We start from the raw sequence: 16,147 nt of genomic DNA, 5'->3' as shown, positions 1-16,147 counted from the left end.
ATTGTAACCCTGTATGTGACCTTCTGGCACGTAGAAAGCCCCTTAAAACGTATAATTCCGCCTACCTGCAGAACGCAAACTGCACAGCATTATTGCTGTGCATTATTCGCGTTAAGCGTAAGTGCTGATTGTTGGACTTAAATTTTGACAGCCCAAGTGCGAATTAATGAACTTCCGCACTTTCTTCTATCTCGATAGAAGGTTGATCTGGCTCACTTTGTACTTTTGGTAACCGTTGCAAAACCTTATTTAAATTACGCATAGAATGTAGATGGAGATAAATAAGTTCTAGCCCGTCGTTTGCCATCAATGCCATGAGTTCTTCTTGAGGTAACGCTTTAAGCTTTTCTCTACTGATCACTTTGAAACCCGTCAAAGTGCGTTCTTCGCCACTTGGTAGGGTAAATTTAGCGCCCATTTCTTCAAACAGATCTAACTCGTTCAGTTTTTTACAAAAGGCTTGCGTACGTTGATAATGCGTTTGGTAATCCTGTAGAAAATCCAGTACTTTAGTCAGATAATGGGTTTGCTCGCCATCAGCATCAAACAGACGCTCTCCGCGCCCTTCTTGATTACACCCTGCATAATCTTCATCCAAACATAGGGTAAGTGTCTTTCCCGCATCGGTACTGGCGAAAACAAAAGGGTAACGACGAATAAATGCCGGAATATAGTTGGCCTTCCAGTCACCTTTTTCATCGATATAGAGGTTTTCATCTTGACGAACACCCATAATTACGACGGGTAATAAATCGTCACCTTCCCCTGCAAATACAATAGAGTAATCTTCTGCTGCACTGGGAAATTCAACCGCCATTAACGGCACTGAATTGACTTGTTTAGCGAACCCATAATGACTTTCAGCCTTAATTGACCAATCTAGGTGACGCTGTTTATTTACTGCTTCTACTTGTCCATAAATTAATAGTTGTGTAGCCACATCGAACTCCTGATCTCTTTGTTTTAATACGACTATTTTTTTATTTAGTCCCTGAATACCACTTTAACGTAATGCTAATGACTCACTTTCTAACTTGCTCTCCATTGCTTGTATATCAGTTGAGACATCTTCTCCGAGCAGCGCTGAATTTATCTGCTGCATATCTAACTCATTAAGGGTTCCAACCGCTCTTTTTAAACGCAGGTTGTTTAATAGATAATCGTAACGAGCGGCTGAATATTCCGTACGAGCAATAAACAGATCTCTTACTGCATCCAATACAGTTACACTTGAGGCGACGCCCGACTCAAAAGATTGTTGTTTAACGTCAACCGCCAGCTCGTACGCTTCGACCGATTTTTGCAGAGCATTTACTTTACTAATCGCACTGGTCACTCCGGTGAACGCCGCTCGAGTTTCTCTGTTAGTTTCACGCCATGAAAGTTCAAGTTCATCTTTTGATTTGTTGTATAGGCTCTCGGTTTCTCTTACCTTGGATGACACGGCACCACCTGCATAGAGAGGCAATGTCATCTGAACCATAAAGGTTTGCGTATCCACTTCGCTACCACCACCAAATAAAGAACCGTCTGTTTCACTATTGTTTTGGGTAAATACGAAATCGAATGTTGGGTAGTGTCCGCCTTGTTGGCGACGAATCTCTTCTCTTGCAGAGGCGAGTGCACCTCGCTTGGCGAGTATCATAGGATTGTTCTGTTGAGCATTTTCAAGCCATGCGTCAACTTGATAAGGCTCTGGTTCGGCCATAGGCATTTCTTCTCCTAGAGTCACTAATGACCTAGGTAAAGAGCCCGTTATCTCATGGATACCTTGCAATGCATCTTGGAGATTATTACTAATCTCGATTTCACGTGCTTGTGCTTGCAAGAATCTAGCTTCTGAATCGAGTAAATCAGTTGTACGAGCAAGCCCATTTTTTACTTGTAATTCAACTAATTCAAAATGTTTCTCAAGTGCCGTTACCTCTGCATGAATACCAAGATAATTGTCTCGCTTTTTGAGCACATTAAAATAAGCCTCTGCCACTCTCATTAATAGCTCTTGTTTGACATCTTCTAGTTCAGCCGCCACGCGTTTTACATCTTCTTTAGCTTGTTTAAAATAGGCCCAATTACTGTAGCTATATATCGATTGAGTAACGGAAAGACTGAGTTCATCGGTTGGGTAGGAAGTACTACCAGTGTTATAAACGCTGTTGTCTGAACTAACAATTTCTTGCTTGGTTTCTGTTCGACTTGCATCAAATTTGATGGTTGGCAGTAAAACCGCCATCGCTTGATCGTATATTTCAATATCCGCTTGGTGTTGATAGATACCTGCGCGGTAGACAGGGTCGTTTTCCAATGCTTGTTGGTAAACTTGTAGCAAGTTTTCCGCCTGTGCAAAGAATGGTGTAAGTCCGATCACGAGTACACTGCGTTTGATATGCGTTAGTTGTTTTTTCATCACGTCCATGTGTAACCTTGTAATAAATTGTTTTTAGGACTTACCTCAAATATCTAATCAAACCGCCACCTTAATAGCCTGATTGCATATCAATGTAAGAAATGGTTCCAAATCGCTATAAATATATTTAACAATAACAATAATAGAACACATACTTAACATTTACAGCTAATGAATATACCTGTTTTGTTCAAATACAGTCGCATAAATGCGAATAATTCCTATTTTGTCTCAATATAAAGACAGTAGTCTGTTTGATACTTTAGTTTAGGTGGCGATCGTGAAGTGTTAACAAGGAAGAATTAGACTGTTAGCTCTAGATTTCTATATCTAACACAAAATATATCAATAACTTATTTATTTTGTCAGAGGTAAAGTTTGAAGGACTTAATATCTATTTTAGGCCCTTCAAATATTTGCTTAACGGGATATTATCTATACAGATAAACTTAAAAATGAATGGTATTTTTAACTTCCCTATCCCCTCTATTGTGACTGAAACAATATCCTTATCTGCAAGTGCTTTTGTCCGACCTGGTGTCCCCATGAAAATAAGATCCCCCGGCTTTAACGTAAAATATTGGCTTAAATAACTGACAACCTTATCGACACTATGAATCATGTGACTCGTGTTTTCTTGTTGAACGATGTCACCATTTAAACGTGTCGTTAAAAGAACATTTTCATAATCAATACCACGAACTATGGTGCTAGATACGGGACCAAAGCCGTCTGCAGCTTTGGAGCGCATCCACTGTAAATCACGACCTTGCCAGCTGCGTTCTGTCAAATCATTTCCAGCCAACACACCAAACACCACAGTTTTAGCCTGATCTTCGCTGATATTTTTGGCTTCTTTACCTATCACTAATACTAACTCACCTTCAAAATGGACATTTTTTGCGTCTTTGGGAGCGTGAATATCGCTACCAGAAAGTATTAAAGAAGATGGAAGTTTCAAAAAAGAGGGGGTGGCTGATTAGACGGAGATGACATATGGCTGGCAAAATTCATTCCAACGGCAAAGACCTTTTCAGGTACAGTTGGGATGAGAAGATCGACACTATCTAGCGAAATAGACGATTTTGATACTGAATAATCAGCAAAAATATCACCTGAGATAGGATAAATACTGTCATTCACCAATTTGCCAAAAGCCTTCTGTCCCTGATGGTTATAGCGAACGAATTTCTCAATATCTGCCATGGCAACAAAAGAGCACATCAACGAAAAAACAATTAAAATCCATTTCATAAGGTTTCCTTTTTAACTCATAAATAATCCTATACGCGTTCCCTACAACTTAAGATCAATAGTGACGATATAAAAATTAGATTATCCATTTCATACTCAAATGGACAAATAACTTTAACCACTAACTAAACTTAGCGAACAATGGCAATTTAGCTAAGTATAGTCATTACGAGTCTATCCACAGTGTTACTTATGAAGTACTAGAGACAGTTACAAAAAAGCCTTGCTGAATAGCAAGGCTCATTGGTTTTGATTGTTTTAACCCATGTGGGTCTTATTGGTTAAGCACCAACTTGTAGAATGACGCTTGTGTATAGTCGCCAGCTTCCACACCATTATTTTCGCAACCAGAGGAACTTTGATTACACTGATTGTATGCCCCTGCTTTAAAGTACATCCAATCTTGACCATAACTTGTATCTAGTTTTTCTTCGCCCGGATATGGCTTACTTAAGTCAACCGCAAAAGTCACTTCTTTTTGATTCTCTTCCCCGATATTACGTGTGAATGTCAGATTCATTATGTTGTCTTTGATATTCACATCATATTCAAACAACTCACCTAACTTAATGCCATCATCAGGGTTTGCATCCGCTTTAGTTAAGTTATGCTGGCCAAATACATTATGAGAGATATCGAAACGGTCTTTCTTATCTTTTGGATTAATTTCATAGTTCCAAAATAAGCTACCATGGGTATGATTTGGCATTTTACGATAATAGATCTTTAGCGGCTCGTTGTTTGAACCGTGTATTTGGCCAATCACAACTGAGTGCGCACCCATTTTTTTGTCGTTGCCACTCAAGCTAACAGCATCAACCGTCAATGCCCCTGTCAACTGTCCACCTATTGCACCAAATTCAGACGCATTTTTATGAGATTTAACAGCGAAATTAGTTGCAGGTGCTTTATATTGATACGCTTCTGTTACATCTAGCATCGCTCGCAATTCACTACGGGTATTCTTGCTATTTGGTGTAGTTGGTCCCGAGTTTGGTGCAGCAAATACAACTGCTCCCGTTTTTGCATTCGTGTAAAACCATTCTGGATGAACATACGGGTAATTAACATAATTTAGATCAGCTGCGATGATCTCCATCTCCTTACCTTTGCGGGCTTCTGTTTTATCGCCGATAGGTAAATTTATTTTCCATTTTGACATTTCAAAGTTTTCGGATGGTGCCTTATTAGGGTCAAGTTTGTTCGCTAATTCCACTTGATATGGCGTCATTTCCGCCAGAACTGAATGGGAAAATAAAGATGCAATAATAGCGCTAAGTGCTACCTTTTTCATGTTAACTCTCTTGATATTTATGACTAAGATTACAAATATAATATAATCATACAAAAAGAAGTTAAATGATCAAATTCTCAAATTTGAACGCTCAACATCTTATAATCCATCCGCAATCCAAATATGTGATTTTTGTTCAAATATTAACAAGATAAAGCGTTCCAAAAGCATTCATCATGGAAATGTTACACAGTATCAATGTAACTAAGGCTCCATCAAAAGGAGCCTTAGTTACATGCTATCAGCGTTAATCATGATTATTAAGTTTTACTCAAGACCATCTATCACTGACCCAACCATCAATACTTCTATCGTAATGGTAACCGGCGAAGTTGTGGCCTGAATTGAGTTCTTCTTCTAAATTTGGTTGTTCGGTAAGTAAGTGTCCAATATGCCTAACCATAGGATCCGTGCTGTGAGATCGCTGATGTCTCTCGACCGTCTCTTTTATCAGCTGAAATCGATAGGTTTTACTGTTTCTTTTCATGCACGGTATCCTTATGAGTTGAAGTGATAATTAACCATAGAATCGGATGCATCAGCCGTCAAATCAGAATAAATGACTAGTTATAGGTTGTATTTTAGACTATTGAGTTATTGGTCAATTGTTTTTTTATTTTTGATCCCTGCTAAGCTGTTCATTATTTGAACATTTATTTATTTTTATCAAATATCCCTAATCGGAAAAATAAACATTATTGGGTGATCACACTAAATCTCATATTTTAGACATTGAAAATATTTCTTATATTTTACTTAAAAAAATAAGCGCACTCATTCTGTGCACTTATTTTTGTTTATCAAACTCTAACTATTCCTGAATGCTCTACTCAAATATCCCAGCGAATGTTCGCTATCACTGCGACAAGATCTCCTTCGGTAAACAGCATAAACGGGGTATCTATATATCGAAGATCAACGCCTAGCTCGGTAAAACTTTTACAAGGTATAGTAACCGTGGCGAAACCTTCTTTAGCATTAAGAAGTTGCTCAGAAATGTCGATACGTGAAAGTGACTCCATCTCTCGTTTATCCATAAAGGTTTGTAGAGCAAAATAAATCGGCATATTTGACGCACGCTCAACATGAATATCGAAACAGATATTTCCTTTAGCATTATCATAACCAGATAAATCTTCCGCACCCCCATCACTAGTTTGCAGATAAACGGATGCGAGTTGTTTATTGAATTCGACTCTAACGGCATCTTGTTGCTGCTGATAGTTAAATGGGTAGGTATTGATATCTGTAAGCGCCATACTATTGTTGCGTGAAACATCAATTCCAATTGGGTGCAATGAATCCGAAATTTTAAGTTGATAATCGCCAACTGTGGCCTCAACACCAAACATGTGTACAGCATGAGCAGCCACTTGTTCTTCTTCGTTAGACGCATTATCTAACGGTAGATTGTCAAGGTATCTTCCGTAGGATTGATGTTCATAGCTTAACCCATAGCCATATTCAAACAATGGAGCATGTTCACCACTAGGATCTTGTTCATAAGTTGGCACCTCATAATTTGGAATATGAGCAGGCTTTCTATGGACACGGGTGCTTCGCTTCTTATTTGGCCAACTGAACGACAACTTACCAACAAAGTCGAACTGCTTTTCACCTAATTCATTAGCAAGTAAAACATCCGTAATCCCTTTACCTTCACTCCCAGGTAAAAATGCGGCTACAAAGGCCTCCGATTTAGATATTTCTTCGTTGACATAGAGCGGTCTGCCACTGAAGAAAATAGAGATAACTTTTACACCCGCTTTATGTAATGTTCGAATTTTCTCCAAATCCGATTTGTAACTTCTTTTTAGGGCAGCGAATTCTAATGTTTGCCACGCTTTAATGTCACCCATCATTTCTGCATAAGGATCTTCACCAAATACCACAATAGCGGTGTCCCCTTTTGAATAATCTGTACTTAGTGTTGGGTCAAATACCACATTATTTGCTCCAAGCTCTTGCTCTAATGCCATTTTTACAGTTGTGGCTCCTGGGAAATCATCAAGTGTGTTTTCATCACCTTGCCAAGTTAAGTTCCAACCACCCGCTTGTTTTTGGAGATCATCAGCAGCACTGCCTGTTAATAACACTTTTTGATCTCTTTTTAACGGCAATATGGCACCGTTATTTTTAAGCAGCACTAAAGACTTACGGACAGCTTCTCTTGCGACTTCTCGGTGTTCATTTGCACCAACTAGATTTTGGTTTCCAGCATAGCCCCGTTTCGTCGGTTGCGGCTTATCCCAAAGCCCTGCTCTCATTTTCACTCTTAAAATGCGGGTGACTGCATCATCGATACGAGTCATGGAAATAACGCCAGATTGAACGTCTTCAATCGTTTTGTGATAAACATTTAACCAATGTTTATGCACCGGAATCATTAAAATATCGTTACCAGCGTTTATCGCATAGCTAGCGTCATCATCGGTGCATTTACTTACTTCTGAGTGCCCATGCCAATCGGTAACAACCAACCCATCAAATTTCATTTTTTCTTTTAAAACATCCATCAGTAAGTATTTGCTGCCGTGAATTTTAAAGTTGTATATTCCTTCAACTTCCGGGGCAAGGTCATAGTTATTCTGGTTGTCCCAGCTATTAAACGAAGACATCACTACCTGAGCACCAGCGTTTAATCCGCTAAAATACCCCATGGCATGAATGTTACGCAACAGATCTTCGCTATAGTTATTTACACCTCGGTCAACGCCCATAAGCGTCCCACCGTCTCCAACCCAATGCTTTACGTTTGAGATGACGTGCTTATCTCCTTTCAAATCGTCAGCGCTACCTTGTAGACCTTCAACCATTTTAGCCGCATAACTATACACAATTTCAGGATCCTCGGAATATCCTTCATACACTCGTCCCCAGCGCAGATCTCTCGGTGTCGCTACGGTAGGCGCGAATGTCCAATCTAGACCGGTTGCCGCAATTTCAATCGCCGTTATCCGGCCAATTTTTTTAATAAGCTCAGGAGAACGTGCACAACCTAGCCCAATGTTATGAGGAAAAACCGTCGCACCAAATACATTGTTATGTCCATGCACGGCATCTGTTGCCCACATAAATGGAATTCTAAAAGGGCGACCCTCGAAAGCTGATTCTACAGCAAACCAATATTCATCCGATTTACTCGCCCAGTCCATTGCAGTTGCGTGTTTGTCGTTATTGGGCCATGCACCACCGCCATTAAGTATTGAACCTATTTTGTAGGTAGCTGCTTCTTCAATCGAGATACCACGTATATCTGGTTGAATCATTTGGCCAACTTTCTCTTCGAGTGTCATTAATGTCACTATTCGTGAAATTTCGGACTCGATCGCTTCATCTTTGGCTATTTTGGATTGAATTTGTGGCCAATCTGAAAAATACGGCGTAATAAATTGAGATGTCATGGTACTTCCTAACAGTTAATAACAATAAGTTCGTCACTTTAATATCGCTATAATATGTCCATGAAGCGTATATTTCTGCTAATATAGCGACAAATATAAGGAAAAATACGACATGGGTTTAATTTACACGTTAGACACACATTTAAAACACCCTCACCTGAAGTTCGCCATCAGTTATGGTACACATTGTCATGATTTCCCATCGCACAGCCATGATTTTTCTGAACTATTTATTGTAGTAAAAGGAACGGCAACCCATACGGTCTCCAACTACCACTACCCATTAACGCAAGGCGATGTTTTTGTCATAAATGGCCAAGTGGAACATGGTTTTAGTGATGTTGATAAGTTGGTCTTAATGAACCTAATGTTTGAGTCTCAAACACCTATTTTTGAATCACCTGCACTTAAGTTACTGCCCGGTTATCAAGCATTATTTAATATTGAACCCGTAGCCAGACAAAAAGCAGACTACACAGCCAAACTTAACCTAAACAATGAACAGTATGCAGAAGTAGAAAAGTTAATAAGAGCAATTGATAATGAATATCAACGAGCACACACTGGTTTTGAAACCATGTTAAACGCTCAACTACAACAACTTATCATTACACTTTCACGATTTTATCAAGGCGACAATATACAGATGAACAGCTCAACTATGATCCTAAGTCGGGCCTTAGTGTATTTAGAAGAGCACTTTCGCCGTGACGATTTGAGAACAGATCAAGTTGCCTCCGCTTCATTTATTAGCGTTCGACAACTTGAAAGGTTGTTTCGGGTTTACTTACAAACTTCTCCTAACCAATATCTAAAAGACAAGAGATTGCAGTTTGCTTACGAAGCTTTGCTAGGTTATCCACAACTCTCTATCCAACAGATTGCGGATAAATCTGGTTATTCGGATAGCAATTATTTCTCCAAATGTTTTAAACAAAAGTATGGTCAAAATCCGAGGCAATATAGGAAAATGCCTAATAAATAACGCTAGGCGCTCATCTCCCACCGCTTATTGATCTCAATCGAACTAATAAATACAGGGTCATGGCTCACGAGTATAAACGCACCACAATATTGATTTAATGCTATCGAAAGCGCTTTTTTTGACTCTATATCTAAATGATTATCTGGCTCATCCAATAGCAGTAATGGTGAGTCTTTTATATGACTAACCATTAGCATTGACAGTTTCATTTTCTCGCCGCCACTCAAGTGCCTAACTTTTCGAAAGACAGTATCACGTCTAAACCCTATTCCTGCGAGGAGTGTACGCGCTGTACTCTCTAACATGAGATCGCTATGCTTCAACACACTTTCTAGTACTGTGTCGGAGAGGTCAAGAACCCCAAAATGCTGATCCAGATAAACAGTATCTACAAACCGGTCGATTTCCCCACTATAATCTCTATTAGTTCCATGTATAGCTTGGAGAAAAGTGGATTTACCGCAACCATTGTAGCCATCTAGGTGGACTCTTTCTGTTTGGGCAATCACAACCGTCAGTTCTTGAACGCTACCATAATTCAATTTGCAGTTATTCACTCTAAGTAAGGTACGCTTTTTCTGTTCCTGCGCTTGTTGAAGGTAAAATGCCTGCACTTTAAATAGCTCGTGTTTAGCTTGTAATTCAGCCAGCTTATTTTTGTTTCTATCTAATTGATTTTTATTCTTATTAAGTACAGAAGATTTGCTCTGTTCTGCTTTGTTTTTCTTTCCATCCAACAAGACCTTTGGCTGACTACCGGACTTTCGAAGCCGATTCCCTTGAGCTTCACGTTGTTCCATTTTTTCCTTGTTTCTCTGAGCTTGTCTTTCTATTTTTTTCTGTTCAGCTTTAAGGCCAACGATTCTTCGGTTTAACGCGTTCTCCTGAATTTGATACTGTTGCAGGTAGAAATCATAATTCCCCGAATAGTGTTCCATTCCCAACGTAGAAAGGTGGTAGATAGCTTCAACATGATTAAGAAGCTCTCTATCATGACTAACCAATAGAATCGAACCTGCAAAGCTCGCCATGCGATTAATAAGCCATTCTCTCCCTATAGAATCTAAATGATTGGTCGGCTCATCAAGCAGGAGGACATCACTCTCGGAGTTAAACAAGCGATATAGTTGCAACATCGCTAATTGTCCACCACTCAAACTTGTACAGCGTGTTTCTAGATCATTAGTGATACGCAGTGATAATAGTGCCTTGCGAGTTCGACTCTCTACTTCCCAATCATCTTGAATGGCATCAAAATCTCGTTGTACGCTACTGCCTTGTTGAACAGCCTTTAAGGCGATAATTTTTTCTGAAATCCCTAAAAACTGAGCAATAGTATCTGGAGCATTCAATATTTTCGAAGGGACTTGACTGTAATACCCAACCTTTCCCTTAATATAAACGCTGCCTTTTGTGGGTAATAGTCGGCCGCACAAAAGAGACAATAGCACTGATTTCCCTACTCCGTTACGTCCTACTAGCCCTGTAATCCTCTCACTAATATTGACATTGAGATCACGGATCAACCACTCTCCGGTGTCTAGTTGAAAAGACAATTGTTGAGTCTGAATTACAGACATTGACGTTAAATTATTTGCAGGCATAAATAACCTCCCTTTACGAAATGAGTAAACGGGGGTTACCGACCTGCGAATGCAGACAGGCAAGGCGTTAACTTTATTAATCACCACGGCATCAGATATTGTCTAATGACGTCGAAAATTTTTTCGTTTTTTAAGAGAAGATAGGATGAAAAGCAACGCCCACTAACCCCGAGTGTCCAAAATAAATAATGGTAAATTGGATATCAGGTATCAGTTGTTCATTATGGCGTTAGCTCCGATAGAAATGTTGTCGCAATTATAACGGCTAATAAATAACAATTTCAATACCGTTCTGTCTTAACTCTGAACACTGATTCGAAAATAATGTAAACGTTTCGCTTATTAACCTTAAAATTAAAGTTGTAACTATGGCGAAATCTATTCAAACTACACCGGTAGAAACACAAGTACATTTCAATTTTTCAAACCGCATTGAAGGCAACCTAATGTTAGAAGAACAGCAAAACAACCCACTTCATGGCCTAAAATTAGAAGAGATGGTTAAAGAACTCGTTGATTTTTATGGATGGGACATATTAGATACAGCAATGCGGTTTAACTGTTTTCACACCAATCCGTCTATTGCGAGCAGTGTGAAATACCTGCGCAAGTCAGAATGGGCGAGAGAAAAGTTAGAGGCGTTTTATCTAAATCGATATAAAAGAATGCCGAGACCAACTGAAGCAGAAAGAGAAATACCGCCGCGCATGAGAACTTATGCCGTTGGAATTACTCCAAGAGAGCCGATGAAACTCACCGTTGAATCTATTTTGGACTCTCAAGCTAAAGCGGCATCGTCCTATAAAGCAGCCAAAGCAGCAGGAAGAAAGTCTCGTCGATAAATGAGTATTACCTCATTCGCTACGCTCGAATAGTCGACACAACTCAGTTAATTCACAAATTTGAGTTATCGAAGCCTCGCATTGATGAGGCTTCGCTTCTTTATTAAACCAAATTACCTCTATCCCAAGTTTTTGTGCGGGTAATATATCTTTATCTAAAGTGTCACCAACCATAATAATCTGCCCGCTGCCTAACTTTAGTTTTTCCAATATCGCGATAAAATAATCTGACGACTCTTTACCCACCCCTAAATTAGCTTTGCAAAAATATCCGGTAATATATTGTGCTAGTCCTACTCGTTCGAATGCCAATTGGATCTCCCTTTCACTCGAATCAACAGCGTTAGTAGCGATATAAATAGGTGTTTTTTGTGAGAGAAATGCCAAGGTCTCTTTTGCTCCTTCAACCGCTTCAACAATCTGCCAGTCACACATTTTCCCTAGAGCCTGGGGGAAGTCGACCATCAATGTATCCCCCCAATCAAACAGATAGGTTTTCATCATTTTTAGCCTCACTTTATATTTTATTAAGACAGATTAATTTCCATGAATTTGCTATTTGGATCGTACTCATAATCTCCAAAAGGCTTACAATAACTAAATCCAAACTTCTTATAAAGCGACCTTGCGGGCCTAAAGAAATCCATCGATCCGGTCTCTAAACTAATTTTTTTATAACCTCGATGCTTTGCAACTGTAAGGACGTGTTCTAACAGTTTAGAACCCACGCCACTGTTTCGAGATCTAGACACCGTTCGCATCGATTTTAACTCAGCATGATTAGCTGAAAGCTCTTTTATCGCAACGCAGCCAAGTAACTGATTATCTTCCCTACTGCTAAAAAACGTAATTTCAGGGTTTTTAAGCGCCTCTACATTTAGAGCATGCACGCTTTCAGGAGGAGATGTAGCGAGCATATCTTGCATGTGCTCTTGTAAGAGCTCGATAACATCACCGCTTTCTAGATTATCGATAGCAATGTCCATATTGAAAGTATCCTTTTTGTAATTTCAGGTCATCCTTAGAAACTAATAATGACACGCAAATGAAGCCTAAAACCAGTCCTTATAATAGCCTACCTTTATTACAAGCAATCCTTATAACAAGCAGCGAAAACAACTGAGCAGTAATGTGAATATGTGAAGCCGACATCAATGCTACAATATTGTATTAAACATCCTTTTTATTGGCGAACAATGAAAGATTGTAATTCATGTGGTAAATGTTGCATCAAGTATGGTGATGGTGATATCTCAGCAACAAAAGATGAAATAGATTTATGGGAGTTGTTCAACCCAGACATCTTCGAGTACGTCAAAGGCAACCAGATATGGTTCGATCCTGAAAGTGGAGAAAGGCTTAATAAATGCCCATTTCTTGAACGGGTGCCCAGCGATAACCCTGACGTTAAAAGTAAATACACATGCCGTATTTACTTAGATAGACCGGAAGATTGTCGTCATTATCCTAGCCTCATTTCTGAAATGGTGAGAGACGAATGTGAAATGATTGAAGCAATAGACTTGGAGAAACCCAAACAGGCTCAAAAGAAATTGGATTTCTTGATGAGAGACAGTCGTCCTCCAAGCTACTCATAATTCACACGTGGCACAACAGATCAGTGCCACTTAGTTAACGGTAATCTATCTCTTTTTCAATGTAATCCGAATCACTGAACCATTCCACTTTACCAACGTAATCGCTTTCAGTGAGTTTTGAATCTATCTGTGCTGCTAATCTAGCGGTCATCTTATACCATCCATCAGCCGCTTCTAGGCCCTCGAGCAAGTCATTGACGATAACTTGTGCCTTTTTGTCTAGCTTCAAACTAAGATAATTCATTATTGATCATCCGGTCGACCACATAATCTAATCCACCGATTATCGCCGCTACTTGAGCCTTATTACAATCATCATCTGTCACTTTTACACTATCAGGGTATACCTCTGTGGTTGTTGAATACTGGCTATTCGTAATACCACCGCACAAACCTAGTTTTTTCATTGGGTAGTTAATCACACCCTTTTGTTCCAATGGTGAACCAATTATTTCGCCTTTACTATCCGCCTCAGCAATATGAGTCACTCGACCAACCGATTGGATAACCGCTTTTTGAAACTCCGATTGCGGGTTGTCTGTATCACCCACAGTATAAAAACCATCCGGAATCTCTCCAGGGATATACTCTTCGCCTTCTCGCGCAGCTAACGCTCGTCGAAATTCAGATTCGTCACTATCTGTGGTTTCATGGAGGTCAAAATGTACCAATATCGATTGGTTGTATTTATCTACAAGCTTTAGCAAATTTGCCGACTCTGGCGCAGGGCTATCGGGATAGAACGAGCGATTAGGATCAAGCGCTAAGGCGTTCCAGCGATTGATTACTTCATAACCCCATGGACTCACACATGGAATAGCCAGAAGATTAAAGCTATTTTGATAACGATGAGCCTCAGTTTCTAGGAACAATAGCGCCCCTTGAACACCACTCGTCTCATATCCATGAACACCGCCTGTAATTAAAACCGTAGGTTTACTCGGATCCCACTCCATAGTTTTTAAAACATAGAGAGGGAATGATTTATCACCGTATTGCAGCAAGCCATATTGGTCGACTAAGAAGCGATCCGCCAAAGCAATTATTTTACTCACCACTTCTTCTTGGTAACTGCGCTGAACGCTCACTTGTGCAAGCCATTCCGCCTTCTCTTTTTGGCCCCATTTCTGGCCTTTCATTCCAATAGGATAAAAATCGTTCATTAATCTCGTCTCTTATAGTGACACTTTAGGTACCACAAAATGTTTGATAACTTATATCGTTGTCTTTTGGTAAGTCTTGAAATTCCATTGTCTGTTCAATTTCAATGTATGGTGATGACAAGACTTTTAAGTAATTGAGTGCGCTAGTGTTTAGTAAGCTCTCTTTACACTGTTCTAAAATGCTTTCTACATGATGGTTTCTTGGAATAACAATGGGATTATTTTTTTGCATTAATACTAATGATTCTTGAACATCGCCTTCCTTTATGACGGATAGCCATTTAGAGACCCACTCTCTATTTACGGACGTTACTGTTACATCACTTTGACTTAAAACATGGCTTAACTCAATAAACGACTGGGTATAATCCAGCTTATCCTTTTGCAATAATGTAAGAAACTGATCCACCAGCCTATTATCTTTTGAATCCAACAAACCAAGTTTATCATTCATCATTTGATTAAAAGCAGCGAGATACTTCTCCGTAATTCCAAGTATCCTGTCTTCTAGCGATTTTATCACCCCATCTTTTTCACCCTTAATTAACGGTATTAAGCTCTCTGCAAGCCTTGCCATATTCCATTGCATTATTGAAGGCTGATTGCCAAAGCAGTAGCGACCATTCTCATCAATCGAACTGAACACCGTCTCAGGATGATAGTTCCCTAACATTGCACACGGACCATAATCAATGGTTTCTCCTGATATGGTCATATTGTCTGTATTCATCACTCCGTGAATAAAGCCCACACGCATCCAGTGCACAATAGTTTTAATTTGGCTATCAATAACAGCATCTAAAAAAGTAAATGCACGATCATCATTAAGTAAATCTATAGAGGGATAATGTCTTTCTATCGCGTAATCGAGAAGCTTCGTTAATGATTCGATGTCACCCTTAGCTGAAAAATATTGAAATGTACCGACTCTGATATGGCTTTTCGCCACGCGAGTTACGACCGCACCAGGCTCCGATAACCCTCGATACAACTCTTCTCCAGTGGTTACAACGGCCAGTGTACGAGTTGTAGGCACCCCTAACGCAAACATCGCTTCACTCATGATATATTCTCGAATGGCCGGTTTAATCGCGCAGCGACCATCCCCACGTCGAGAAAACTTAGTTTGACCTGAGCCTTTGAGTTGAATATCAACCCAATCGCCACCTTGCAGCTGTACTTCACCAAGTAAATGAGCGCGTCCGTCACCCAATTGAGGGTTAAATCCACCGAATTGATGCCCAGCGTAAGCTAACGCGATAGGAATTGAACCGTTTAATTTCTCATTGCCTGAAAAAAACAAAGCAGCATTAGACTCTATCTCACTGCCCATGGTTAACTCACGTGCCAGCGAGTCATTCCATAAGAAAAGTTCTGGTTGCAAAACGGGGGTAGGCTCGATTTCTTGAAGAAATGCTTCGCCTAACTGATAGTAAGTATTTTCTAGTTTCACAATAGTTATTTCCGTAAATGAGAATCATTTTATCCCTATAATGAATCACATTAACCGTCTGTTTACAATCAAAGAGCCCTGCCTAACGAAATATCCAGATAAAATACGCCTTAACTGTGCGCTATAAAATGCAGTGAAGCTCA

Annotated in this window: 14 protein-coding genes and 1 pseudogene; 3 read left to right on the top strand and 12 right to left on the bottom strand. The window is 39.6% G+C overall.

Annotation, left to right across the window (positions count from 1 at the left end; translation table 11 throughout):
- Positions 1–163: 163 nt before the first annotated feature.
- The 6 genes and pseudogenes from PGX00_RS21645 to PGX00_RS21620 form a co-directional block, all read right to left on the bottom strand.
- Positions 164–940 (bottom strand): SapC family protein, encoded by a 777-nt coding sequence (locus PGX00_RS21645; protein ID WP_272140474.1) that lies wholly within the window; start codon positions 938–940, stop codon positions 164–166.
- A gap of 63 nt (positions 941–1,003) precedes the next feature.
- Positions 1,004–2,407 carry a TolC family outer membrane protein gene (locus PGX00_RS21640; RefSeq protein WP_272140472.1) on the bottom strand — a complete coding sequence of 468 codons (1,404 nt, stop codon included), beginning with the start codon at positions 2,405–2,407 and terminating at the stop codon, positions 1,004–1,006.
- A 394-nt stretch (positions 2,408–2,801) separates the two neighbouring features.
- Positions 2,802–3,661 (bottom strand): annotated as a pseudogene (locus PGX00_RS21635) (fumarylacetoacetate hydrolase family protein).
- Positions 3,662–3,935: 274 nt separating this feature from the next.
- Positions 3,936–4,955 (bottom strand): polysaccharide lyase family 7 protein, encoded by a 1,020-nt coding sequence (locus PGX00_RS21630; RefSeq protein ID WP_272140470.1) that lies wholly within the window; start codon positions 4,953–4,955, stop codon positions 3,936–3,938.
- 271 nt (positions 4,956–5,226) lie between these two features.
- The gene (locus PGX00_RS21625; RefSeq protein WP_272140468.1) at positions 5,227–5,442 is read right to left on the bottom strand and encodes a hypothetical protein; all 216 of its coding nucleotides are present in this window, start codon (positions 5,440–5,442) and stop codon (positions 5,227–5,229) included.
- A gap of 343 nt (positions 5,443–5,785) precedes the next feature.
- Positions 5,786–8,359 carry a glycoside hydrolase family 3 protein gene (locus tag PGX00_RS21620; protein ID WP_272140466.1) on the bottom strand — a complete coding sequence of 858 codons (2,574 nt, stop codon included), beginning with the start codon at positions 8,357–8,359 and terminating at the stop codon, positions 5,786–5,788.
- 112 nt (positions 8,360–8,471) lie between these two features.
- Between PGX00_RS21620 and PGX00_RS21615 the strand changes: the two genes are divergently transcribed.
- Positions 8,472–9,344: an AraC family transcriptional regulator gene (locus PGX00_RS21615; RefSeq protein ID WP_272140464.1), complete on the top strand. Its 873-nt coding sequence runs from the start codon at positions 8,472–8,474 to the stop codon at positions 9,342–9,344.
- A gap of 2 nt (positions 9,345–9,346) precedes the next feature.
- Here the strand turns inward: PGX00_RS21615 and PGX00_RS21610 are convergent, their stop codons facing one another.
- Positions 9,347–10,924: an ATP-binding cassette domain-containing protein gene (locus PGX00_RS21610; RefSeq protein WP_407702422.1), complete on the bottom strand. Its 1,578-nt coding sequence runs from the start codon at positions 10,922–10,924 to the stop codon at positions 9,347–9,349.
- 470 nt (positions 10,925–11,394) lie between these two features.
- Here PGX00_RS21610 and PGX00_RS21605 point away from each other — a divergent pair, with 470 nt between their 5' ends.
- Positions 11,395–11,790, top strand: a complete 396-nt coding sequence (locus tag PGX00_RS21605) for a VF530 family protein (RefSeq protein WP_272140972.1) — start codon at positions 11,395–11,397, stop codon at positions 11,788–11,790.
- A 12-nt stretch (positions 11,791–11,802) separates the two neighbouring features.
- Here PGX00_RS21605 and PGX00_RS21600 read toward each other — a convergent pair whose 3' ends face one another.
- Both PGX00_RS21600 and PGX00_RS21595 read right to left on the bottom strand, forming a co-directional pair.
- Positions 11,803–12,294 carry an HAD family hydrolase gene (locus tag PGX00_RS21600; protein ID WP_272140459.1) on the bottom strand — a complete coding sequence of 164 codons (492 nt, stop codon included), beginning with the start codon at positions 12,292–12,294 and terminating at the stop codon, positions 11,803–11,805.
- A gap of 23 nt (positions 12,295–12,317) precedes the next feature.
- Positions 12,318–12,776: a GNAT family N-acetyltransferase gene (locus PGX00_RS21595; RefSeq protein ID WP_272140457.1), complete on the bottom strand. Its 459-nt coding sequence runs from the start codon at positions 12,774–12,776 to the stop codon at positions 12,318–12,320.
- A gap of 210 nt (positions 12,777–12,986) precedes the next feature.
- Between PGX00_RS21595 and PGX00_RS21590 the strand changes: the two genes are divergently transcribed.
- Complete coding sequence (locus PGX00_RS21590) at positions 12,987–13,388, top strand: YkgJ family cysteine cluster protein (RefSeq protein ID WP_272140455.1); 402 nt, start codon at positions 12,987–12,989, stop codon at positions 13,386–13,388.
- A 34-nt stretch (positions 13,389–13,422) separates the two neighbouring features.
- Here PGX00_RS21590 and PGX00_RS21585 read toward each other — a convergent pair whose 3' ends face one another.
- Genes PGX00_RS21585 through PGX00_RS21575 form a run of 3 tightly spaced genes read right to left on the bottom strand, consistent with a single transcriptional unit; the run spans position 13,423 to position 16,004 of the window.
- Entirely contained in the window at positions 13,423–13,632 is a 210-nt protein-coding gene (locus PGX00_RS21585) for a hypothetical protein (protein ID WP_272140453.1), read from the bottom strand.
- The gene (locus tag PGX00_RS21580) at positions 13,619–14,551 is read right to left on the bottom strand and encodes a M14 family metallopeptidase (protein ID WP_272140451.1); all 933 of its coding nucleotides are present in this window, start codon (positions 14,549–14,551) and stop codon (positions 13,619–13,621) included. The genes PGX00_RS21585 and PGX00_RS21580 overlap by 14 nt, the downstream gene beginning before the upstream one ends.
- A gap of 25 nt (positions 14,552–14,576) precedes the next feature.
- A complete protein-coding gene (locus tag PGX00_RS21575; protein ID WP_272140449.1) occupies positions 14,577–16,004 on the bottom strand; it encodes a protein adenylyltransferase SelO in 1,428 nt (475 codons plus the stop codon).
- Positions 16,005–16,147: the final 143 nt, after the last annotated feature.

The organism is Vibrio algarum, assembly GCF_028204155.1.
Classification (GTDB): domain Bacteria; phylum Pseudomonadota; class Gammaproteobacteria; order Enterobacterales; family Vibrionaceae; genus Vibrio; species Vibrio algarum.
The sequence above is the reverse complement of the archived record's forward strand: the minus strand, read 5'-3'. Positions and strand labels throughout refer to the sequence as shown.